Here is a 22,205-nt window from a genome sequence, read left to right on the forward strand (position 1 = left end):
CCCTTTAAAAATCCAACAATGACGGGTTTTCCTCTTTATCGGCATTCGGTGTTGTTGTGTCTTTTTCGCCCGTCTCATCAAAAAAAAGATCGGGCCGCGTTGTGGTGATATCCGGCATTGATACGGATACGGAGGATGTTTCCTCCTCGCTAAAATCCAGGGTGACGTTTACCGTTGCGGCGGTGGCGGCAATCGCGGGCGACACGGCACAGATCTCCAGTTCGCGTTTCTTCACCCTGATGGGCGAAATCAGCGAAGCAGAGGGGAGTGTTTTTGTCGTAAAAATGAAGCTGACAAAATCGGGTAGATTCAGGATCATATTGCTGTCGGTAAAGAAACGCTCGGCCTGCCTGATGGTGCGTTCACTGTCGATAGTCTCTGTCAGCACGGCATCGGTTTTTGCTTTGCGGACCTCATCATCGACTAATATAGTGCCTGACATCCTCGCCACCCATTCAGCGGTGTCAGGATCCATGACACGATAAACCAGTTTGAATTTGGCGTTCTCAACGACAGCGCCGACAACGGCGTCACCTTTCAAATCTGCCGGGCAGTCTTTTAAATCGGCAATAGACTGATGGTCCATAATAATATGCACGCCTTTATCGCGTGCCGCGCCTAAACCTTCCAGTGCGGGCCTGGATAAATGGTATTTCAGTTCGGAAAGATAAATTGCAATGGGGCGGGGCACATCTTTCACCCGCTCGCGCCTTTCTGCCAGCTGGTACAGGCGAACCAGCAGCATGCGCTGAGCGGTAATGATTTTGCTGTTGCGCATTGAACCGATGACGTAACAGCAACCGCCTGCCTCAAATATCTTATTAAGCGAAAATCCTGTCGGCGCATTGATGGCATTGAGTAAGGCAAGCTCTTCAATTTTCCCAAAAAAGGCTTTTATTTTATCGGTAATACCCTGAACGTAGTCGCCGTTATAAACATCCCGAATGGTTGAGGCAGTATTTCGGGTGACAAATTGCGCGGCTATCCGGGCCGCTTTCCGGTCGTCAATCCGATAAAAGTCAGATTCCTGACCTTTCTCTGCCAGACTGAAACCGGCAACGAAAAGTTCTTCCAGTTCATCGGCGGTGATCGCTTCAATCAGGTTTAACTGGTATTGGGGTTTTCGCAGGTCAATTAAGGCAAAAGGTTTGCCTGCATCCTCACAGGCCTTGCGGTAAAGGTGGGGTGCCCATTCATCATCCTTGGGGTCCATCACAAATACGCCTTCACCGGCCAGAATACTTTGATAAAGTAATATCCCGGTGGCAACGCCCTTACCAGCACCGGTGGTGCCGATAATATCCGCGTGTTGTTTTTGCCAGTCTTTTAACGGCAGGTACATCGGCTGAATATCGCGGTCAATGCCGATAAATAACCCTTTGTTCAGGTCGATATAATCCAGCGGGTCATAATGCAGTGTTTCCGGCAGCAGTGATTTCACCGTACGGACATCGGTGCGTAATTCCCGTTCAAGCGTGGTTTTCCTGACGAGGCGTTTCTTTATTTTGTCTAACTCAGGTGTTAATACTCTGCGCAGCAAAATATGCAAAATAAAACCCGTTACGGTAAAGGCAATCAGCACCGGCCATGCCAGAACGGGAATGCTGGTGACTACACGGCCTTTATAAAGCCACTGGAAAATCCAGATAACAACCGGGGCCATCGTACCGCAAAGAAAACACAGTATGGAAAAAGCAATAATCAGCTTTTGCCACAACGGGGCTTTTTGCCGTTCATCGCTTTTCATCGACGCGAAAAACGGCATCGTCAGCCCCGATAACAGCGCCAGCATCAGCTGATGCTGTTGCATAAAAGCAATGAAGCTCAGCGCGCCATTCACTATCGGCGACAGTGAAACGGCCAGCTTATTCAAAATCACGATGCCTCCTTTGTCAGCAGTTCGCCCCATGACATCGCCCCATCAATTCGCCCCACGGTGTCGGGCGAAAAGGCGGGGCGAGCGTCAGGGGCGAAGAAGGTGGCCGCGTTGCGGCCATGTGCAGGAAAGCATGCTTTCCTGCACCAAACGGCGTGCGCCAGTTCATGCGGGCTGGACGCCCTTATGATATGTCGCATGGGGGTAATGTCGCGGCTGGACGCTGCGCCAAAACCCCCGACGTCAACGGCGGCACACCGTCGCCCGCTACGCGCGACCACCCCCTTTAAGACGGTCGCTTTCGCCTTTTTCTTCCCTTTGCTCGTTCCTCGCAGCGGGAATAAAAGGGAAGCTGACCTTTAAAGAGGGTGGTCGCGCCACGCTACCGGCTTTGGGCCGGAGACTTAGCGGCGACGGTGTGCGGGGCTGTGCCCCCCGGATAAACCGCTGTCGTGGGCGACAGCTTTTCGCTCGCCGGGGCGGCGAAATTTATCCGGCTCCCCCCGGCCTGCAAAATCCGCGTGGGCGCGGCTGTTTGCAGGTGAGGCGCGGTGCCTGAATTATTTTCGCTCCTTAACCCGCGAAAATAATTCTGTCCGCTGCCTCATTTTTACGGCCCCTGTTTCTTCGCTCCTTAATCCGCGAAAAACAGAAGCCGTAAAAACCTGAAAACCGTCATGCTCTGTGCCCGTCTCGCCAGTGTTAACCACGAACGGGGCCATATTTACTGATGATCTGACTGATAGCAGCAGGGGCTGCCGAATCACATTCAAGTAAAAACGATTTTCTGGCATCAGCCGTATGGTCAGGCAGAAAACCATGCCTGTTCTTCTTTACGATATTAAAGAATGCCCGTTCAGCCGAATGGCATTCACTGCCGCCGCCATTTCCGGTTGCTTTACCGTACATACATAACACCACTTCGCAGGTATCAGCAGCCATTACAGTTGTTGAACATGACGCCATAACGCAGAACAATAATACAGACAGTATGACTTTCTTCATTTCAGCCACCGTTATGATTAATGAAAGGTTACATATCTTTGGTTATGTTGTTTGCCAGAGTTATTTTCTGAATACCTCTTTCATGCTATTTAAATGAACTGGTTTAAAGTAAACATTATGCATCTGGCGAACATCGCCGTGTATATCAATACTGACGATGACATCAATGCTTTTAAGCACCTTACGTAACAGCACATCATAAGGAATATCCCGGCAGTCGGGGTTTTCATAGCAGCGGTCAATAATCCCGTCAATACATTCCGCCGGGCTGCCCGCATGCAGGGAGGTGATTAAACCCTTATGCCCGGAACCGACAATTTTCAGCGCATCCCACGCTTCCCGTCCGCGAATTTCCGCCAGTAATATCCGGTCAGGGTTCATCCGGTAGCTGGCGCGTATCAGTCTGCCAGGTGTGACAATGGCGTTATCCCCGGCATCCGCAGGGTAAAAAAGATGAACATAATTGCCGTGGTGATAAAAGCGGATTTCGGGGTTATCCTCAATCGTTATTAACCGGAGATGCAGCGGAATATAATGCAGCAGCGTTTTCATATAGGTGGTTTTGCCGGAGCCGGTTTCCCCCACAATAAAAATCGTTTTTCCGTATTCCACCGCCTTTTCCATAAAGCGGGGAATGTCCCCGCTGTGGTATAACCGTATCAGTGCCTCATCATGACTTTCCGTTTTCTCCTGACCGCTCACCCGCTGGTAAAATCCCGCATCAATCCATGACTGATGCGTTTTCTGCTCAAACGATGGTTTGCGCAGCGTAACGGACACCGTATGACGTTCGCTGGCCGGGGGAATAATCACCTGAATACGCTCGCCGGCTCCTGATGTTGCAGAAAGGATCGGCGACGTGTCGTCAATATTATCCTCATGCCAGGAAGCCAGTGCTCTGGCAAAGGCATGGCACTGACGCAGCGTGACCGGGGAGTCATGTTTTTGCCATTTCCCCCGGATTTTCGTATGCAGTTCACCCGGCCGGTTAATGGCAATTTCCGTCAGGCCCTCCTGCGCGAGGAAATCACCAAACAACCGGTTTTTCATAAACTCCAGTGACAGGTTTTCAGTGTTCATACCATTTCTTTTTCAGTCGCAGTTGATAAACAGAGGAAAAATCAATATCCGTGCCGGTCATGATGCCGATCACATCACCCTGGTTCAGGTACATCGTGGGCGGGATACTGATGCTGTTTTCCAGCGTCGTTTTCGCCATTTCCGCCGTAGCGGCGCGGGTGTTTTCGGTGTAGTCGGTATTGCGGTCTTTCCCCGGTGCGGCCTCTGACGCCGCTGCCGCCACGTCCTGCACGGTACTCAGCATCAGGGCGTTGCCGAAACGCTCCCAGAAATGGCTGTCGATCCAGCCCGCAATCCCCGCCTCGCCGAGCGGGCCGGTGGCCTGCGTATCGGTGAGCGGAATTTGCAGGCTGCCGGGCTCCGGCGTGCGCAGCTCCGTCCACAGCACAAACATCCGGCTGCGCCCGTGTTGCAGTGCCCCGGTGCGGTAGACGCCACGGGCGACCGTTCCCGCCGGGATCAGCTTCACATGGTTGCTGGCGCTCCAGACATCCTCCCCAATCAGGCAGGAGATATGGCCGCCGACATCGGACACAAAGCGCCGCATCATCGAACAGGGAATATAACGATCCACCGGGATATAGAGATCAGGATCGAGGCCCAGCCGTCTGACCCCGGTGACACGGGCGACGCCCGGATTGTCGCTGTCAACCGTATCCTGCGCGGTTTCCGGTGCGGCGGGATCCGGGCAGCGCAGGCGGCCATCCGCCCCTCTGACCAGTACCGACCGACAGGACGTGTACGCCGTGGAGACTGGCTGGCTCTCCGACATTCCCGCGCGGTTGCGCGGTTCGCTACGGGACGCGCGGGCATTGCCGCCAGCCGTTGTACTGCCGCTGTTCAGCCCGTCTGCCAGTGCTGCCGCTTTGTTCAGGGCGGGCGGCTCTGCTGGCAGGGCGGGTGCGCTGGTGACGGTCTGACTGGCCGGGTCTGTGCCTTGCTGTTTGCGCTGTCCGAACAGGCCAAACGGGTTACTGTCCATGCCCAGATTTTTACGCTCATGCTGCGTCGCCCCGGTGGAGGGCGGCGGTGCGGTGTCGGCTTCCTTCTCATCGCCCCTTTTCAGGGCGCTGAGAAGACGATCGCCGCCGGATGCGAGGGCGATCACCAGCGCCAGACTCAGCAGGCTGACGATCAGCGTGCGGTGACCGGACGCCTTACGGAAACGGGTCACTTCCGGCTGGCCGGGCGGTGTTTTTTGCTCCGGCGTCTGCGTCGCCATTGCCGAACGGGCGCGTTCACGGGCTTCCGCTTCCCGCTCTGCGGTGGTTTTTTCCGGTTCGTCCGGGAAAGGTCTGTCAGTCATTTTGCCTCCAGCGTAACGGACGGTGAAACGGTGTCACTGCGGGTTACCGGGATACGCCCGGATCCGGCGTTTTCCACGCCCACCACCGAGGTGCCGTAACGCAGTACCAGTTGCGGCGATGCCGGAACCACCATCACGGTGTAGTTGCCCTGTTGAACTGTCTGCGGCGTGACCGCCTGCTCCTGACCATTAACCACCCGGAAAACGGAAGGCAGGGTTTTCGTGGGGGAAAAACCGATATACGCAAAACGACCGTCATCCCAGGTAAAGTCTGGGGCGATGGCGGCGGAACCGGCGGCCACTCGTTTGCTGTAACGCCAGTTCCGCGGCGAGGCCGGTTGCCGGAATGCTGCCGCTATCCGCTGCCGGTCCAGTGCTTCCTGCTGTCGTTGCTGGCGGGTGGCGCTGGCGGCAGCGGATTTATTCCGCTGCTCATCAGGATAGTGGTAGCGGATAACAAAGGCCTGAGCGGGTGAGTCGCGGTCCAGCACGTTCAGTTCCAGGCTGTAATCGCGCTTCGAAGTCACCACGAACAGGTTGGTTTTCCAGTCTTTCTCTGTCGGCAGAAACACCTGACTGATGTTGTTGCCGCTGGCGTCCGTGACCGGCTGGGTAATCGGGTTCGGGCTGACGCCCACCCGGTTGTCGCTTTTCGTCACGGTCCAGCCTCTGGGAAAACCCGCCTGCGCATCGATAACGGTTTCACCATCGTCAAACACTAGCATGGTGACGTAGCCGGGGCGGGTACGGACGACCGTGGCATTCTGGCTGTTGTACGTGACGTTCTGCATCCGGCTGTCATACGTGCTGCCGCGTGGTGTCGCCGCGCTCCATGCCACGCATGACGCCAGTAACCCCGTGAGGAGCAGAATGTGTTTCAGCATCATTCCCCCCTCAGCTCTTTATCGCGCTGGTAGCTGGTGACGATGAAGCCCAGCGGATTCACTTCACGCTGGCTGTCGGTCAGTTGCTGGTGTGGCACATAGCGGTAAGTGAGACGGATATTCCAGACATCCGTTTTCACGGAATTATCGGCAATGCGGCGGATCGTGCGTTTAATTCTCAGGGTCGCCAGATTATCCGGCCCGGTGGCGGGCGCATGCACATTGGAAATAATATCGATATAAACGACATATTCCGCCTTGTTAAAAATTACGTCCGGTGCCTGGTCGCCGTTAAACCAGTCCAGATAGTCCCGGTTCACGCTGTCGCTGTTAAATAACTGTACGTCGTCATAATCACGCTGAAGGAAGAAATAATTGTATCCCTCGCGGAGTCTGACATAGTGTGCTGCCAGTGAGTGCGCCAGTGCCTTTTCAGAAGAAATATCCCGCTCCTTCACGCGGGTCATATATTCATAACGCCCGGTCTGTTTATCCACCGACCATAACTCAATGTCGGTGGTTTTCAGCGGCAGTAGAATAATAATGGCCGCAATCGCCATTGCGGCCAGCATCAGCCCGGCAGCAGCCATCCGCCAGGCGGTTTTTCGGGAACGCTCCTCCTTTTCCAGCAGGATGGATTCAAAAGAGCGGGAAACATTAACAATGTTCTGAATATCAGACATGGTGAGTCAGCTCCTGAATGATTGCGGGGGAATTTACCGGCTCGGGTTCGCCGGATACCGGCGGAAGGTCGCCCTGATGCCGTGCGCAGCCCGTGAGCATGCACAGCATCAGAAGGAAGATTCTGAATTTCATGGAAACTCCTTATTACAGGGATGCAGGAATGCCGCACCGGTGGCGCAGGCCACGGCGTGACGGGGAAAGGAAATTAACGGTCGGAAGGATTAACGGTGACGCTGCCGGTTCAGGCGTTTCATGCTTTCGATGGCGGCGGCGCGTTTCTGCCAGGCGTTCACGGTTTTACCCGCGCCTGCGCTGATGAGCCTGCCAGCCACCGTGGCGGCGGCCATGCCACCTCTGGCGGCCATGCCACCTCTGGCGGCCATCCGGGCACCGCCTTTTATACCGGGTCCGGCGAGATCGGCGGATTTGTTCGCCAGTCCGCCCAGGCCACTCATGGCTGCGCCCTGCAGTACCGCTTGTACGGCGGCTCCGCTGAGTGCGCTGGCGAGTTTTGCGGAGAACCAGACCACCACACCCGCCGCTGTCCCGGCCAGCAGGCACTGCGCCGCCAGCGTCACCATATTGGTTTCTGCGGATGTTTTTGCTGCGGTATCCAGTATTTTATTCAGGTAATTAATGGCGATACGGATGGATAAGGCGGAAAACATGATCGTCAGTATTGCCGCGAAAATCGTTTTCAGCCAGTTATCAAACATCGGTTTAAGAAAACCGTACAGCAGGCAGAAAATAAAGAGCGGCGCGGTGGTCGTCATTAACAGGATGGTGATTTCGGCGAGCAGGTTGGCAAAAGTGGCGGCCATCAGCAGGACAATCGCGCCGCCCCATACCAGCACCTCGGCAAGGCCGCCATTCAGTTTGACGTAAGTTGAGGTGTCCATATTAAATAACTTTTGCCCCAGCGCCTGTGCCTTTTCCCAGACGGTATCGAGCAGCGCCCAGATGTTATCATCGCCGCTGATACCGTCTTTGAGTCCCTGGATTGCCGCTACCACCATATCCAGCCAGCCATCAAGGTTTAACACAAAGGTGGTGATAAGCAGCATTCGCCCCACATCCCAGACGACATCTTCAACCGGGGTCCGGAGTTTGCCAGCCAGCGTCTGATAACCGCGATAGAGTATAAATAAGGTAAAAGAGCTGACAATGATGGCGCTGATCATTGTGCCGTAAGTGGAAGACTGGCCTTCCAGTACGGCATTCAGTCCATCCATGATGTTTTTGTCCATACCAACAAAAATACCACCGGACATGGTGCCTCACCTGATATATAAAGAAAGGAAATAAAAAACAGGGAGAATTCCCTGTTTTGCTGGAGGAAAAATTACTGTGTCACAGCATTTCGTTTTTCAGCTTCCTGCTGAAATATCGCCTCAAATTTCTCCTTAACCCCGGGCTGGCCTTCCTGTGCAAACATAAGTGCTGCCCGGTGGGCAAATTCGCAGTTATCGCTTGCCTCGCCATCCTTCAGGCATTGCGTATAAACCGCATAAGTTTCGTCAGGATGCTGTTTATACCAGGCTTCGGATTTGGTTTCCTTGCAGCCGGAGAGCACGATAACGCCTGAGAGTGTGCATAAGGTGAATAAGGATCTGAGCACGGATAACCTCCTTATAAATTATTAAGGTCAGCAACAGGTGCCGTCAGCTGCTGCTGTTCAAAGGCTTTCTGTCTTTGCTGTTCCAGCAATGTCGTTCGCTGTTCAGCCTGTCTGACAGACATCTCCCACTGATTCGTCAGCGCATTTAACTGTACGCTTTTCGCCGCGATGGCGTTAGCCAGATCCTGAGACTCTTTCGAGTCCTGCGCATTCGATATACGGTCAGATAAGTCTGATATATCGCTGAGTGTGCTGTTGATCCTGTTTTCAATGTCAGTGGTATTCTCAATCGCCATTGCCTGATTGAGGATCATCTGTTTGCAACTGTCGGCCAGAGACTGAGATTTTATTCCTTCCTGTTCCGGGCTGCATACGCTGAACGATTTGTATTTACTGTAAAGGTTTTGCAGTTCAGAAGAATATGAACTGTTCTGCGTGGTCAGCAGATCATCCAGTGAAATACCGCTCTTACGGAGATTATCAATATCGGTTTTCAGGCTTCGGGCATCACTGAGAAAACCCTGAATATCCCGTACGCCGGTTGCGGTAGCCAGTTGTTTCTTATATGCATCAAGTTCACTTTTATAATGGGTAACCGTAGCTTCCCATTGCTGTAGTTTCTGCATCCACTGGTTAATGGATTCGGTATTCTGCACGGCGTCGAAAACCGGTATTCCGGCGCTGAACGCCTGTGCTGAGAAAAATAACGATAATGCCAGAAGGTGATCCCGGTAACGCATTGATATTACCTCCGGTTGGCTTTCAGATTGCCCGGTCAAGAAACGTATCTTTCCATTCATCAGGTCGCATACCGTCCTGATAAATGGCATCGAATATTTTCAGGTTGTCCTCACTGCCGCTGAGAAGCCGGGTGAATTTACCCAGCCCGGACAGATCCATTTTCGCCATCGCCACAAACGGGCGGGTTTCCCCGGCCCGCAACGGGGTTTTCAGGATGACCATATAATGCTCGCCCGGATCCAGGTTCCTGACCGTGTCATAAACGCTGTCCGGCACTTTCATTTTCTCTACGTAATCCGCATGGCTGGCTTTCGGATTAGCGAGGAAAATCTGGGTACCGCACTGCTCAATAATCGCCGGGGCGATGGGGTGTTTGACGATTTCATCCGGTGACTGTGTTGCCGGAACGAAGATACCGTTCAGCTTGCGGATGACTTTCAGCATATTGAGCGAGAAGCGGGAAAATTCGACATCGGCCAGCCAGCGCCAGAACTCATCCATAAACATCACCAGGCGGCGACCGTCCAGAAGACTGGTCACACGGTACAGCAGGTAAAAGGTGATGGGGCCGCGAATATCGTCATCATCCAGAAATTCGGTGCCGTCGATACCAAAGTTATCGACATCGCTGATGGTGAATGTATCGGCCTCGTTATCAAACACCCAGCCGAACTCGCCCCCCTGCGCCCACTGTTTCAGGCGAATACGCAGCCCGTTGGTGCGGGCGTCTGTGGTCGGCGGCTCCGGCAGCACTTCCAGTAGCCGGGTGATCCCGAACCGGCGGTACTCCGGCGGATAGTCCAGCATGATGGTGTCAATGGCGGCACTGATCCGCTCCTCATCGCGCGGATCGAGCGGCTTACCGTTGCGGCGGCACAGCATCCGTACAAGCCGTTTGATAAAACTGATGTTCCGGCGGGTTGGCTCCAGCGCAAACGGGTTGAAGCCGGTGGGCTCGCCGGTACGGATACGGAAATAACGCCCGCCCGCCTGGCGGATCGCCATCTCCGCCGCCCGGTCCTTATCGAAATACACCGTGGTCAGCCGTTTGAGGGTGGCAGAAGGCGCAAACGTCGCCGGGTTACGGTACTTCTGCATCAGTTGCTGCATGACGGTCATCAGCAGGGTTTTACCGGAGCCGGTTTTCCCGATAATCGCCGTATTCCCCGGCGTTTTCTCTCCGGTGTCATCCCGCCCGGCCTGGCTGTCATGCAGGTTGAGGTAATATCCGCCACCGCCGGGAGATGTAAGGAGGGCGATGGCTTCCCCCCACGGATTACCGCTGCGTTTGTGAGGATGGAAGTTATGCAGGCAGGCCATATCGGCAAAATTCTGGCTGCTGACGGCCACCCGTCGGGGACGCAGCGTATAGACGCCCGGCAGTTGTGCCAGATATGCGGCGGGCAGTGACAGGGTGGAGAGCGTCGTCATAATACCCAGATCGGCGAAGGGCTGGGCCAGAACGTTGGTGTCCTTCACCACCTGTCCGGCACTGTCTGAGGAGATCAGCAGGGAAAAGTGGAATTTACCGCACGACACATGTCCGGACTGGAGCAGGTCGCGCAGGACAATCAGCTCTTCGCGCTGGGAAGTCGCGTCGTCGTCCGTGGAGTTAAGCCGTTTTTCCGCCAGCCGGATATGATTCTGCGCCTCATCCCGTGCCATACAGGTAAAGGACTGCGTCAGAACATACTCGCTTTCGGCGTACAACAGTGCGTCCAGCATACCGGTATGGGTTTCCGGGGAATAATCCTTAATCTCCATGCTGCGGAAGAAGCGGGAACCGCTGACCGTCTGGCATTCACCGGTGTCGGTGGTGAAAAACACGTCCGGCGTGCTTAATGTTTCATAAAACGGCGAGCGCGTTACGGCCACTTTCTGCCACTGTCCGGTGATCAGGCGGTGGAAGAACGCCAGTTGCGAGGAATACACCCGCCCGTTTTCTTCATATATCCCCAGCGGCGTTGCCGTATAACGGGATAATGAGGATTCCAGTGCTTCACGGTATTCCAGCATGATTTTGAGTGCGTCATCCAGTGCTGCCTGGTGTTTACCGTGCGACTGCGCTTTCATGGTTTTCTTCTCAATCTGAGAGAACGGCGCGTAGCAGACGGTGAAAAACAGCCGGTGCCGCCAGAACGGTTTTTCTTTTACCGACTCGTAATACCGACGTGTTACCTCATCGGAAAAGGGAATACCCGAACAGGCTTCAAAAGCATCATGGTATTTTTCACGGAGCCGGTGAATATAGAATGTTACCGGCAGACCCTCATACGAACGAATAACGTTATTCAGGTGCGTAGCCATCAGGGTCAGGTGATGTTCGTCTTCACATTCAAAGACGGTACCGCCCAGCTCCCAGGTGGCAACAAAATCACGGTGACGGTTTCTGATGACGTAAGGGTGCATATGGGAGGAATACGGAATATATTTATCCAGCGTAATACGCTCGTTTAATTTCATTTTCTGAATAAACTCCGAGACATCAATATTATCGTACTGATTCGCCAGAAGGGCATTCGCGCCAAAATGGATATTGGTGAAAATTCGTCCACGGGTTTTAAACGCCAGCCAGAGCAGACTGAAATAATGAATGTCCTTTCGGGTTTTATTTTTCATTTCCGCCCAGGCCGGGATCAGCAGAAGCGCCAGGTAATAGCTGACATAGACCGCCAGCAGGACGATGGCCCCGCTGACGAGAACGAACGGCACCAGAGGAATACCCATAATGGCGGCAGGCCGCGTAAGTGCTTTATTCAGCGTAGCCATCGTTGCCTCTCTTATGACGCCCAGTAGGCACCGAAGCCGGATGCGCCGACAATCAGGATCGCGCCGATGATGACGTTACGCATGTCGTGCAGGCTTTTGCCGTCGAACAGCACCTTGTAGCCCACCCACATGGTCGCCAGCGTGATGGTGACGGCGGCCAGTCCCAGCAGGCCGGTCGAAGTATTGCTCAGTGTCTCACTGGCCTTGTTAAAACCACTGTCGGCCGCCAGCGCCGGGGCAGACAGCAGGACGGAAGCAACAGCGGAGTAACGGCGTTTACGCATGATCATTTCTCCTCATCAGGGATAACGGGAACCGCGCCGCGAATGACGGCGTCGGGATAGTGCAGACCAGTCAGAACTGGTGCAGCGGCAGGCTCGCCGCGCAGCACAATGGCGGGATAATGAACCGGCGTCGGCTCGTTCCGGTCAGGGACGCTCTGCCGGTCTTCCCGCGTGGACGGCACGGCATAGCCGATGCGCTGCACGTAGCTGGTCTGGTTAAAGGCGGATTCCGGTCGCTGGCCGGTTTCAAAGTTGCCGGAGTAGTAACAACTGAGTGCGCGTTTCAGGGTGCCACCGCGCCGGTAACAGTCGGCGAGAATGCGCTCAAATACCGACAGATTGATGCAAGGGTTAAGCAGGTCGCTGGCCGTGACGCCGTAATGGCGGAAATTGGTGCTGGTGATTTGCATCAGGCCGACCGAATAGCGTCGCTCCTGTGTCGCCAGCTGTCTGGTGAGGCGGATCGCCTCCGGCAGGCTCGTGGGGAAATGTGAAATCACGCCCCGGCTGTCTGGCAGGATTTCAGCAATGGCGTAAGGATGAAAACCAGATTCGACCCGTGCGACATCAAGCGATGTGGACGAGGGAATACTGGCGGCGCACTGCACCGCCAGTGCCAGAAAGGCAGTGGTGGAAAGCATGCTGGCCTCGTAACAGAGAGACAGGCGGCTTATAGAAAAGTACGCCGCCGGTGGAGAAGAAGAGAAAATGGATTAAGCGGCAGCGGCATCCTGTGAAATGTCACTTTCTTCTCTCGGTTCGAGCAGCACCAGCCTGCCGGAAACCGCAATACCGGGTATCAGCACGATATTCAGACCGGGCTTGCCGTTATGCGCGAAGGCCACGCCAACCTTTGTCCAGTACGTGTTTTTTTCACCCTGTGCATCGGGCTGACTTTCCTGGGTGACAAATACGTGATAAACGGGTTTTCTCATGGAATTTCCTTTGTTCAAAAAACAGTAAATGAAATAAACCAATCACATCCCGGTTCTGCATTCCGGTTTTAACGGGTCAGCGAGAACATTCAGCGGCACCCTGAATTCTGGTTACGTGACAGCCCGAACCATTCTGTTAAAGAGCAATACCCGGCCCGGGCGAATTAACGTCCATCAGGGCAACAATGCGGTAATGGCGCTTTCAGATTCGGATATCTGGCGCGGGATATGAATGAGAAACTCAAAACAAAAAGAAGAGAGAAAAATAAACGGAGCATTTAAGATGCAGCGAGAAAAATGGGGAAGGAAAAACACGCCAGAGCTGTATTAATATTCACCGGGAATAATAAAGACGTGCAGGGATATAATATCTCCACACGTCTTTGTTACCCTGTCAGCGGTTGAGGCGTTCAAGTTTTTCCTGACATTCCGTACAGGTGGTTACACCCGGCAGTGCTTGCCGTCGCTTTTCTGGAATGGGTTTACCACATAAACGACAGTGGAATAATGATGGCGCTGGCCCTGGTTTGAAACGACTCTGTTCAATCATCTCATCCAGTCGCTGTTCATTAAATTCCTGATCGCGGTCGATCTCATCCGGCATGTGACGTCCTCCTGTCAGCGGCAACTCCCTTTTGACAAAGCGTGATACGCCTCCATACCATGGTGAGTGACAGCCCCTGGAATCTTGGTAGTAGGACTTCAGTTACCTGCATCATGGCTATCAGCGCGTTGGGGGATTCAAGGTTTTCCACCCGGCACTTCTGCCATTGCAGCCAGATAGCCGCATCCGTCTCTTCATCCGGTTCAGGCGTTCGGCCATACGGCACGCTTACACCCAGCAACCGTCGGCGAAGGCAGACTTCATTTGATGTCAGGCCAAAATAGTAGTTGAGCAACGAGATAGAGCCACCCAGGCGGATAGCACGGTTAATCTCCTGTTGATGGTGGTATTCCTGGCGGGCCTGCGCCAGTAAATGATGCAGAACATCATGGCGGACACTGACCGAAACAAAGGGAGCTGCCGCCCGGCTGACCGTAAACAGCTCATCGAGTGATAACTGATTAAGAGCATTCATTTCGTCGAAAGTAAATCCGAGGGATTCACAGTGACGAATATTGCCTTCTTTCAGAGCGTGCAATGCATCAGTTAAGATGGTATAATTAATTAATGGAATCATTCTGTTATCTCCTCAATCTATATGGAAAAGTTGAGCAAATAAACGGACATTTTTAACTGATCTAACGTCCGGCTAACTTAAGGTTGATCCATTCATCAATTTCCGATTCGAGCCAGGCCACACTGGCCGGGCCAATTTTTATTGAACGTGGGAACGAACCATTTTTCATATACAAGTAAATTTGAGAGCGTTTCAAACCGGTTTTTTCTTCGACCTGTTTTAAACGTAATAACTGATGTGATGTCATTGTATTCTCCTATTGTGGAATGACTGGTGCATGTCCAGAGAAAATAAAAGAACACAGCAGTAAGCTTAGGAAAAGCCGATAGCACCTTATTACTGATGGGAAGATCCTTAGTACGGTTTTTTAGTGAATAAATAATACGTTATTAGTTGTATAAGGATGTGGAGAAGGATAGTTGTGCTGCTGTGTAGTTTTCAGCGTTTCGCTGCTGCAATGGTGTCATGGCTTAGCGTGATAATGAGGACAATAAAAAGATGCGGTTAAATACATTCATTGTGAATTTCAGTCAGGGGGGCGTTACCACTCTGGCGGTAATGCGCTATGAAGCATCGCCATAGAAGTATTCTGTGTGGTCGAAACATATATGCTCAACTACTTCCTTAACACAATGCTGAATTGATTGTGCTTCCCGATCATGTATAGACCGATCCAACAGATATAATACCGTCCTTTGATTCTTGTTATCGTTAAGGCGGCTGAGGCAATATAGTCCTGGCTGGAGGTTCCATGCGATAAAGATTCTGTAGTGTGATCCCCCGCACAGGGAGACGGATATGGCAGCTCTATGACTCACCTCTGGTTTCTTGGAAAACCTGATGTCGCTAAATATCGGTTAAGTGTGCGCTTGTTTTCCGTTCGGCAAAATAGTGTGCGGGTGTACTGCCCATGGTTTTTTTGAACATGGTGATAAACGCATTAACCGATTCATACCCCAGATTAGCTGCAACATTCTGAACCGAAACGCCGCTAGCCAGTTCCCGGAGAGCAATTATCAGTTGCAGTTGCTGACGCCAGCGTCCGAACGTCAACCCGGTTTCGCGCAGCATTAAACGCGCGAGAGAACGCTCGCTAAGCGCCAGTCTTTTTGCCCATGCTTTGAATGTGCTTCGGTCATCAGGTTGACTGACCAGAGCATCGGCCATGGCGCGGATTTTAGGATGCGACGACACAGGGAGGCTCAGTTTCTGCTGAGGCATGGTGGCTAATTCATCGAGTGTTACTCTGGTCAGTCTGGCGGGATGGCTTTCCGGTGGATATTCGACGCCCTCGCGGGTTAAACGGGCAACAAGTTCTTTAATCAGACTGGAAATTGCCAGAGTACAGCATCGCTCCGGCAGCGCGACAGCTCCAGGCTCGATAAAAAGATAGTTGAGATGCGCATTCCAGGTAGCTTTGGCGCTGTGCGGCACTCCCCCAGGGATCCAGACGGCACAATCAGGCGGCACGATCCAGATATCATTTTCGGCGCGACAAATGACCGCCCCATAGAGGGCAATAATCAATTGCCCTTTGCGGTGCGTATGCACAGGCACTTCGGCTGCGTAATCGACAAAATCCAAATGACGCGCGACTGCGGGGCAGGGGGTGGCATCCGGATCAAATAGCGTATTGGCGAGTGGGGGTAACATAGATTGGCAACATTTAGGTATTTTTTGACAGAATAGAGTATTTAAGTGGATATGCAAGCCGGTAATAATTTCCGGCATGAAAAAAATTAACGCGAGTTACTTTCATTTTTTACACACGATATGCCAACGTCTTCGCGGTATGGCTTCTCCTTCACTACTGAATGATGCGAACGCTCTGCTCTATTCCGCGAAGAGTTTTGCCGCAGCGATGCTCGCATACTACATTGCACTGTCAATTGGCCTGGAGCGGCCTTCCTGGGCAATTATCACCGTGTATATTGTTTCCCAAACCTCCGTCGGAGCGTCGCTGAGCAGAAGTCTGTATCGTCTGGTGGGAACGGTAGTCGGAGCGGGCATAATGGTATTAATTGTACCTGCTTTTGTGAATATGCCTTTATTTTTCAGTGTGATACTGACGGGGTGGATCACCTTCTGCCTCTATTTATCCTTGCTGGAACGCACGCCCCGCGCCTATGGTTTTGTCCTGGCTGGTTACACTGCGAGTCTGATTGGCTTCCCTGCGGTATCCGATCCTGGTGCGATTTTTAACATCGCTATTGTTCGGGTACAGGAAATCATGATCGGTATCTTCTGCGCGGCACTTATTCATCGCTATGTATTGCCCGCGCGCATAACGGGCCAGTTCAACAGTAAATTGTCGCAGACGCTGCTCTCGGCGCGACAGCGTGTCGCAGATACTTTAGCAGGCAAACCCGACGCTGTTTCCGGGCCGCTGCATATGGCACTGGCATTACAGTTCCTGCAGGGTATCAGCCATCATATCCCTTATGATTTTGCGTACTCTGTACCGGTCCGGCAAGCGAGAAAAAGGCTTCATGACAGGCTTGCGCGATTAGTCATTGTTAACTGTGAGTTACGCGACCGTTTAGCTCTGATAGCGACGATACCTGTAGATGTGCAAATTCTGCTGGGTGATGTTGAGGTCTGGCTGGCCTGCAAAGATGAAGGAAAATTCAAAAGCGAGGGTGAAGCGCTCAAAAAAAGGAGTGAAAAATTACTACAGCGCTATTCAGTGTATGAGCTGACGTTTGAAGAAGCGCTGCGTGTAAGTTTTATGCGCTACCTGTTAGAGGCCATTGTCCTTGTGCAGCAGTGCTATCGTCTTTCGGATGCCATTCATCACGCGAAACAGACGCCTGCGCACTCGGAAAAGAATACCGTGAAAGGATATGTATTCCACCGCGATCCTCTTACTGCTGCCCGCACCGCACTGGGCGCTTTCGCCATCATTATGAGCGGCTGTCTGGTGTGGATTTTCTCGGCATGGCCTGATGGTGGTACGGCGGTTTCTATCCTTGGCGTTTGTTGCACATTGTTTGGCAGCTTCGATACGCCTGCCCCGCATATTGTTAAGTACATTATCGGCTCCTTCTGGGGCGTTGTGATAAGCCTGATCTACAGCTTCGTTCTACTACCACAAGTCAGTGATTTTATCGTGCTGGTAACGGTTTTAGCTCCGGTATATCTGCTGGCCGGATCGCTCCAGGCCAGACCGCCTACCACGTTTATGGCTATGGGGATCACACTGACGCTGCCTATTTTGTGCGAGCTGGGTGCCCACTACAGCGGGGATTTTGCCGTGGCGGTGAATACCTCTATCGCACTATTTTCTGCTACTGGTTTTGCAGTGCTCGGCATGAGCCTACTGCAAACTGTGCAGGCTGATTCGGCGATAAAACGGCTGCTTCAATTATGCCAGCGAGATATTAACCGCAGCGTGGAAGGTAAGCTGAATACAGACGAAACCCTCTGGACCAACCTTATGATCGATCGGGCAGCGTTGATACTGCCGCGATTGCAGCGCAGTGGACAGTCACCGGAACGGGCACATCATTTGTTGTACGCCATGCGTATAGGGCTGTGTGTTATGCGATTACGCCGATGTGATGCGCATGCGAACAAAGAAATAAAAGAAGTGCTCACTCTTCTTACACACTCGACAGATATTGACACCTTACTTCAACGGATCGCCAGTCTGACTGAGCGCAGCTTGAGCGTAACAGATGAACTATCGCGGCATTATGTTGATCAACTGGTTGATCTTTACTGCGCATTAAGCGTTCAGAAAATGGAGCCTGCTAATGATCAATGATTTCAATATTGAGGGCGTTTTTGTACCCGGTCTGCTGGTAATTGCCCTCGTTGCACTGACCTGTACACTATTTCTCGTACATCTTTTCTCTTTCAGCAAGGGTTACCGCCGCTTGCCCTTTAGACCGATGATCGATTTTTCCGTCTTCATTATTGCTTTTTACCTGCTGTTGCAGGGGCTGACCGAACTGGGATTTTTTAAATGAAATCGTTACTTTCTCTACTGGGCCGCTACGTGCTGACGTTCAGCGCTGTGGCGGTGGCTACGCTTTTGGCTTTTATTCTCTGGAAACATTATGCGCAAACCCCCTGGACCCGCGATGGTCGGGTTCGTGCGGATGTGGTACAGATTGCGCCGAATGTCTCCGGACCGTTGCTGAATGTGTCCGTCCGCGATAATCAGTGGGTTAATCGGGGCGATGTGCTCTATTCCATCGACCCGCACTGGTTGAGGTTGGCAGTGGACAGCGCACAGGCAGATGTTGAGGCGAAACGTCATGAAATGCTGATGCGCCAGGATGCGGCGAGGCGACGCTCTCAGATTAAAGGGGTGATTTCCAGCGAGGATTTACAACAAACAGCCAGCGCAGCCAGCGTCGCTGCGGCTAATTACCACGGTGCACTGGCTGCGCTGGACCTTGCAGAGCTTAACTTATCGCATGCTATTGTTCGGTCTCCGGTTACGGGCTATGTCACACATTTGCGGCTTCGCCCTGGTGACTATGCCACAGCGGGAGAAACTAAAGTTTCCATCATTGATGCCAATAGTTTTTGGGTGGTTGGCTATTTTGAAGAGACTAAGTTGCAACATATCCGCACGGGAAATACTGCACACATTACGCTGATGGGATTTAAGCCAGTGATCACGGGTCATGTTGAGAGTATCGGACGCGGAATAGATGATAACAATGACGAGACCGGGGGGCTTGGCCTGCCTAATGTCGAGCCAACCTTTAGCTGGGTGCGGCTCGCGCAGCGTATCCCGGTTCGGATTCATATTGACAGATTGCCGGAGGGAGTTGAATTGGTGGCTGGATTGTCTGCGAGTATATCCATCACACCATAATAAAAAGTATGGTTTCTATTGAGGATTTATGCAGAACTTAGGGATTGTCAGCTCTTGATCTATATGCCTGATGAAAATTTATTTCTGGTAGAGTAATTCTAAGGTTTCGGTTATGAAAAACAGAAAAGATTTTGTAAATGACTTAATTATCTGGATAAACAAAAATATAGAGATGCCACTAAAAATTGATGATGTGGCTATCAGGTCCGGATATTCAAAATGGCATTTGCAGAGACTGTTTTTTTCTGAAACAGGGCAGAGCCTGGGAGGTTTTATCAGAGAGAAAAAATTATGTCTTATTTTAGAGGCTGTTATCACAACAAATGAACCTTTGATAAACATCGCGATGCGATTTGGCTTTGACTCTCAGCAATCATTAACCAGGGCATTTCGGAAAAGGTATAATGTCCCACCGCACCGGTGTAGAAAAAATGCCGTAAGTATTAAAAGTAAGTCTTCTAGGGAGCAAGGTAATTACTCGTATCATAAGGATGAGTTTTTAAATCTTTAGTAATTATCTGGGTTATGGACGGGTTCATCTAATAATCATGGCCTTAGTACCTCAGTTATAGATTTGTTGAACGAAATGAAATCACTCATTTATTTCATTGTAAATGAATCTAAGTCTTTCTGTGCAATGTATGTTTTCGTTTTTTTGCATGTGTAATGTATTGGTGAGTAAATTTTGGATGCATTAATTGGAATATAATTACGAACCCATGTGTGTATTTAATGGCTGGATAAATTAAGGTTAATCTATTTTGCGCATTTTGGATTCGATCGAACCTATGCAGGTCGGCTAAATCCTCCTTGAATAAGGAGTGGCTTTTATGTATGTGTGGGGTTGTGAGCATTTAAGTACTGTTTTATTTTTACATTTCTAATGCTTGGTAATTGATGATATGTATTTATACCCGTAATGCAGAAATATAATATCCCTTGAGGTGACAAGGAAAAAAGAGTCAAAAAAACTAATTATGTCCGTATTACTGATTTTAGAGCCCTTAATACGGACATTTGGGTTTGGTAAAATTCACTTGCGTCAATCCGACATTGATGTGGGGGAACCGCGTACGAGTGCAGTTTTTAACGTATCACCACTGAGTCTGTCGGTAATGCCTTCGTCAGATGCCCATTGTTCGAAAATAGATAGTAGTTTGTACGGTTTACTAATTAATGGACGGATGACTTCATTGTTTTTACAGGCCAGCCAGAAAAAACGAGATAGTGGTGTTGATATTCGCGTTGCAGATAATGGGGGCACTCTGCTATTGGTTATGATGTCAATGACTTTATCAAGTTCAGCATGTCGAATAACAAACCAGGCATCCCGAGGTAAAATATGAGCCGGGAAATACTCTTTCCTCAGGTAGTTATTTATCTTCTTTGAGAATATCTCTTCATGTACATCTGGTGAGATGTTTTTAGGGAGTTGCATAATTTTTTGTATTATTCTTTCTTCCCATGTCATTTTATCGAATAGTTGAAATGGTTCTCCTTGTAAGCTAACTGTTATGCCATGATTAAAATCAATAGCTCCTGTTACAGGTAATGGTATTTTAAGAGATTGGGCAAGTAATTTTTGTACTAGAACATATTCATATCCAATCAATAGAGTGTCAATAACTCTCTCTGTGGGAATGATATATTTGCCAGTAGTGCTAACAATAAAATTATGTCCTTCAATAAACGCTTTTTTGTCAAGAAGGCATAAACGATTTATTGATGACATATCAGATGGTCTGAACCTTACTTTGTAGCCCGACATCTGTATTTTTCGTAATGTAATTGGCGACTGGAAGTAAATAGAGAGATGAATGCTGCCATGTAATGCATGCCTGTAAATGTCACTTTTTTTTAATTTTCAGTCCTTTTTTATTTATCACTTCGACTGCTTCACGGATAGTCAGCCAGTCAGGCGAACTATAGTTTGTATTTGATAGTGTTTGTTTTTTTGACATAGTGGTTTGCCTCTATTTCTATTTTTTAAAAAAAACACCATGAATTTTCCAGTGAAATAAATTTCATGGTGCGGGATCTATTGCGTTATAATATTTGGGTTATATTAACGCGGGGGCTTCTTAGCGTTTCAGTCCCCCATGTCCGGCCTCATATTTCGCAGTGATTGAAAAGAAGAACAAATATCAGGTTAAACTAATTCAATCCTCAAACATTATTTAAGTTGAATGGAAGACATTACATAAATCTGTCTGCTCCGCCTGATGCTTCAATTGTCTGTCCAGTAACAAACTGATTCCTCCCAGAAAGTAGGAACGCAGCAATTGCAGCAATATCTTCAGGAAGTCCAAAGCGGCCCACAGGCGTTTTCTCTTTACCCAGTAATGCCATTACCTCTTCGTCTGTTCTGTCAACCAGTTCAGGACGACGATTGCGAACATTCGGTAGCATGTTCTGCGCCCAGTTATCCGTCGCGACAGCACCCACTCCGATCGCATTGACCAGAATGCCATCCGGAGCCACGCTAAGTGCTAAACTACGGGTCAGGTTGTTGATAGCGGCGCTCAGTGCGTGTGAGACGGTAAGTTGCGGATTAGGGTAGATACCGCCAATGGATGAGATATTGACAATACGCCCCCAGTTTCGTCTCTGCATCCCGGGGATGATTACCTTACAAAAACGTCGCATGGCGGATAATTTGGTCTCAGTCATTATCTGCCAGTCTTCTTCCGAAGTGGTTAACAGCGTGCCCGCATGGGCTCTTCCGGCATTGTTAACCAGTAAATCAATACGCTGAAAAACCTTTTCCGCTTGTTCAACCACTAAAGAAGGTAGTTTGGGATCAGTCACATCCCCGGCAACAGGCAGCACCGAAACACCGTATTTCTCTGAAATTTTTTTCGCAGCCAGAATCAGCTCAGGTTCTCGTCTGGCCACCATGACTAAATGCACACCATTCATGGCCAGTTCTTCACAAATGCTGAAACCAATTCCGGTTCGGGCTCCGGTTACCAGAGCCACTTTTCCAGTCAGTTTTAAATCCATTTGCTGCT

23 protein-coding genes and 1 pseudogene are annotated in these 22,205 nt (G+C 51.0%); 4 read left to right on the forward strand and 20 right to left on the reverse strand.

Going from position 1 to position 22,205, the window contains the following annotated elements:
* Positions 1-4: 4 nt before the first annotated feature.
* The 18 genes from DSM2777_RS10560 to DSM2777_RS10645 form a co-directional block, all read right to left on the reverse strand.
* Complete coding sequence (locus DSM2777_RS10560) at positions 5-1,879, reverse strand: type IV secretory system conjugative DNA transfer family protein (RefSeq protein WP_061555376.1); 1,875 nt, start codon at positions 1,877-1,879, stop codon at positions 5-7.
* Between the two features lie 699 nt (positions 1,880-2,578).
* The gene (locus tag DSM2777_RS10565; protein ID WP_061553910.1) at positions 2,579-2,881 is read right to left on the reverse strand and encodes a TrbM/KikA/MpfK family conjugal transfer protein; all 303 of its coding nucleotides are present in this window, start codon (positions 2,879-2,881) and stop codon (positions 2,579-2,581) included.
* A gap of 60 nt (positions 2,882-2,941) precedes the next feature.
* Positions 2,942-3,961, reverse strand: coding sequence for a P-type DNA transfer ATPase VirB11 (virB11, locus tag DSM2777_RS10570; RefSeq protein WP_061553911.1), 1,020 nt, complete (start codon positions 3,959-3,961; stop codon positions 2,942-2,944).
* A complete protein-coding gene (virB10, locus tag DSM2777_RS10575; protein ID WP_061553912.1) occupies positions 3,951-5,267 on the reverse strand; it encodes a VirB10/TraB/TrbI family type IV secretion system protein in 1,317 nt (438 codons plus the stop codon). The genes virB11 and virB10 overlap by 11 nt, the downstream gene beginning before the upstream one ends.
* Positions 5,264-6,151, reverse strand: coding sequence for a P-type conjugative transfer protein VirB9 (gene virB9 / locus DSM2777_RS10580; protein ID WP_061555377.1), 888 nt, complete (start codon positions 6,149-6,151; stop codon positions 5,264-5,266). The genes virB10 and virB9 overlap by 4 nt, the downstream gene beginning before the upstream one ends.
* Complete coding sequence (locus tag DSM2777_RS10585; RefSeq protein ID WP_061553913.1) at positions 6,151-6,834, reverse strand: VirB8 family type IV secretion system protein; 684 nt, start codon at positions 6,832-6,834, stop codon at positions 6,151-6,153. Before DSM2777_RS10585 ends, virB9 begins: the two co-directional genes overlap by 1 nt.
* Complete coding sequence (locus tag DSM2777_RS24665) at positions 6,827-6,967, reverse strand: hypothetical protein (RefSeq protein WP_167669505.1); 141 nt, start codon at positions 6,965-6,967, stop codon at positions 6,827-6,829. Before DSM2777_RS24665 ends, DSM2777_RS10585 begins: the two co-directional genes overlap by 8 nt.
* Before the next feature lie 89 nt (positions 6,968-7,056).
* Positions 7,057-8,106, reverse strand: coding sequence for a TrbL/VirB6 family protein (locus tag DSM2777_RS10595; protein ID WP_061553915.1), 1,050 nt, complete (start codon positions 8,104-8,106; stop codon positions 7,057-7,059).
* A 71-nt stretch (positions 8,107-8,177) separates the two neighbouring features.
* On the reverse strand, positions 8,178-8,453 hold the full coding sequence (locus DSM2777_RS10600; RefSeq protein ID WP_061553916.1) for an EexN family lipoprotein: 276 nt from the start codon (positions 8,451-8,453) through the stop codon (positions 8,178-8,180).
* A gap of 11 nt (positions 8,454-8,464) precedes the next feature.
* The gene (locus tag DSM2777_RS10605; protein WP_061553917.1) at positions 8,465-9,193 is read right to left on the reverse strand and encodes a TrbJ/VirB5 family protein; all 729 of its coding nucleotides are present in this window, start codon (positions 9,191-9,193) and stop codon (positions 8,465-8,467) included.
* 22 nt (positions 9,194-9,215) lie between these two features.
* On the reverse strand, positions 9,216-11,963 hold the full coding sequence (locus DSM2777_RS10610) for a VirB4 family type IV secretion/conjugal transfer ATPase (RefSeq protein ID WP_061553918.1): 2,748 nt from the start codon (positions 11,961-11,963) through the stop codon (positions 9,216-9,218).
* An 11-nt stretch (positions 11,964-11,974) separates the two neighbouring features.
* Entirely contained in the window at positions 11,975-12,253 is a 279-nt protein-coding gene (locus tag DSM2777_RS10615) for a TrbC/VirB2 family protein (protein WP_049156896.1), read from the reverse strand.
* Positions 12,250-12,888, reverse strand: coding sequence for a lytic transglycosylase domain-containing protein (locus DSM2777_RS10620; RefSeq protein ID WP_061553919.1), 639 nt, complete (start codon positions 12,886-12,888; stop codon positions 12,250-12,252). Before DSM2777_RS10620 ends, DSM2777_RS10615 begins: the two co-directional genes overlap by 4 nt.
* A 72-nt stretch (positions 12,889-12,960) precedes the next feature.
* Positions 12,961-13,182 (reverse strand): hypothetical protein, encoded by a 222-nt coding sequence (locus tag DSM2777_RS10625; protein ID WP_061553920.1) that lies wholly within the window; start codon positions 13,180-13,182, stop codon positions 12,961-12,963.
* 394 nt (positions 13,183-13,576) lie between these two features.
* Positions 13,577-13,786, reverse strand: a complete 210-nt coding sequence (locus DSM2777_RS10630; protein ID WP_061553921.1) for a TraR/DksA family transcriptional regulator — start codon at positions 13,784-13,786, stop codon at positions 13,577-13,579.
* Positions 13,776-14,363 carry a DUF2857 domain-containing protein gene (locus tag DSM2777_RS10635; protein ID WP_061553922.1) on the reverse strand — a complete coding sequence of 196 codons (588 nt, stop codon included), beginning with the start codon at positions 14,361-14,363 and terminating at the stop codon, positions 13,776-13,778. Before DSM2777_RS10635 ends, DSM2777_RS10630 begins: the two co-directional genes overlap by 11 nt.
* Positions 14,364-14,424: 61 nt before the next feature.
* Complete coding sequence (locus DSM2777_RS10640) at positions 14,425-14,610, reverse strand: AlpA family transcriptional regulator (protein ID WP_032936812.1); 186 nt, start codon at positions 14,608-14,610, stop codon at positions 14,425-14,427.
* A 599-nt stretch (positions 14,611-15,209) separates the two neighbouring features.
* A complete protein-coding gene (locus DSM2777_RS10645) occupies positions 15,210-16,016 on the reverse strand; it encodes an AraC family transcriptional regulator (RefSeq protein WP_048211281.1) in 807 nt (268 codons plus the stop codon).
* A 76-nt stretch (positions 16,017-16,092) separates the two neighbouring features.
* Here DSM2777_RS10645 and DSM2777_RS10650 point away from each other — a divergent pair, with 76 nt between their 5' ends.
* From DSM2777_RS10650 to DSM2777_RS10665, 4 genes are all read left to right on the forward strand, one after another.
* Positions 16,093-18,129 (forward strand): FUSC family protein, encoded by a 2,037-nt coding sequence (locus tag DSM2777_RS10650; protein ID WP_061553923.1) that lies wholly within the window; start codon positions 16,093-16,095, stop codon positions 18,127-18,129.
* Positions 18,119-18,334, forward strand: a complete 216-nt coding sequence (locus tag DSM2777_RS10655) for a DUF1656 domain-containing protein (RefSeq protein WP_061553924.1) — start codon at positions 18,119-18,121, stop codon at positions 18,332-18,334. Before DSM2777_RS10650 ends, DSM2777_RS10655 begins: the two co-directional genes overlap by 11 nt.
* Positions 18,331-19,194 carry an efflux RND transporter periplasmic adaptor subunit gene (locus DSM2777_RS10660; RefSeq protein ID WP_061553925.1) on the forward strand — a complete coding sequence of 288 codons (864 nt, stop codon included), beginning with the start codon at positions 18,331-18,333 and terminating at the stop codon, positions 19,192-19,194. Before DSM2777_RS10655 ends, DSM2777_RS10660 begins: the two co-directional genes overlap by 4 nt.
* A gap of 112 nt (positions 19,195-19,306) precedes the next feature.
* Positions 19,307-19,705: a helix-turn-helix domain-containing protein gene (locus tag DSM2777_RS10665; protein ID WP_061553926.1), complete on the forward strand. Its 399-nt coding sequence runs from the start codon at positions 19,307-19,309 to the stop codon at positions 19,703-19,705.
* Positions 19,706-20,236: 531 nt separating this feature from the next.
* Here DSM2777_RS10665 and DSM2777_RS10670 read toward each other — a convergent pair.
* Both DSM2777_RS10670 and DSM2777_RS10675 read right to left on the reverse strand, forming a co-directional pair.
* A pseudogene (locus DSM2777_RS10670) lies at positions 20,237-21,155 on the reverse strand (hypothetical protein).
* Between the two features lie 235 nt (positions 21,156-21,390).
* Entirely contained in the window at positions 21,391-22,197 is an 807-nt protein-coding gene (locus tag DSM2777_RS10675) for an SDR family NAD(P)-dependent oxidoreductase (protein ID WP_057630164.1), read from the reverse strand.
* Positions 22,198-22,205: the final 8 nt, after the last annotated feature.

It is taken from the genome of Obesumbacterium proteus (assembly GCF_001586165.1).
Taxonomy (GTDB): domain Bacteria; phylum Pseudomonadota; class Gammaproteobacteria; order Enterobacterales; family Enterobacteriaceae; genus Hafnia; species Hafnia protea.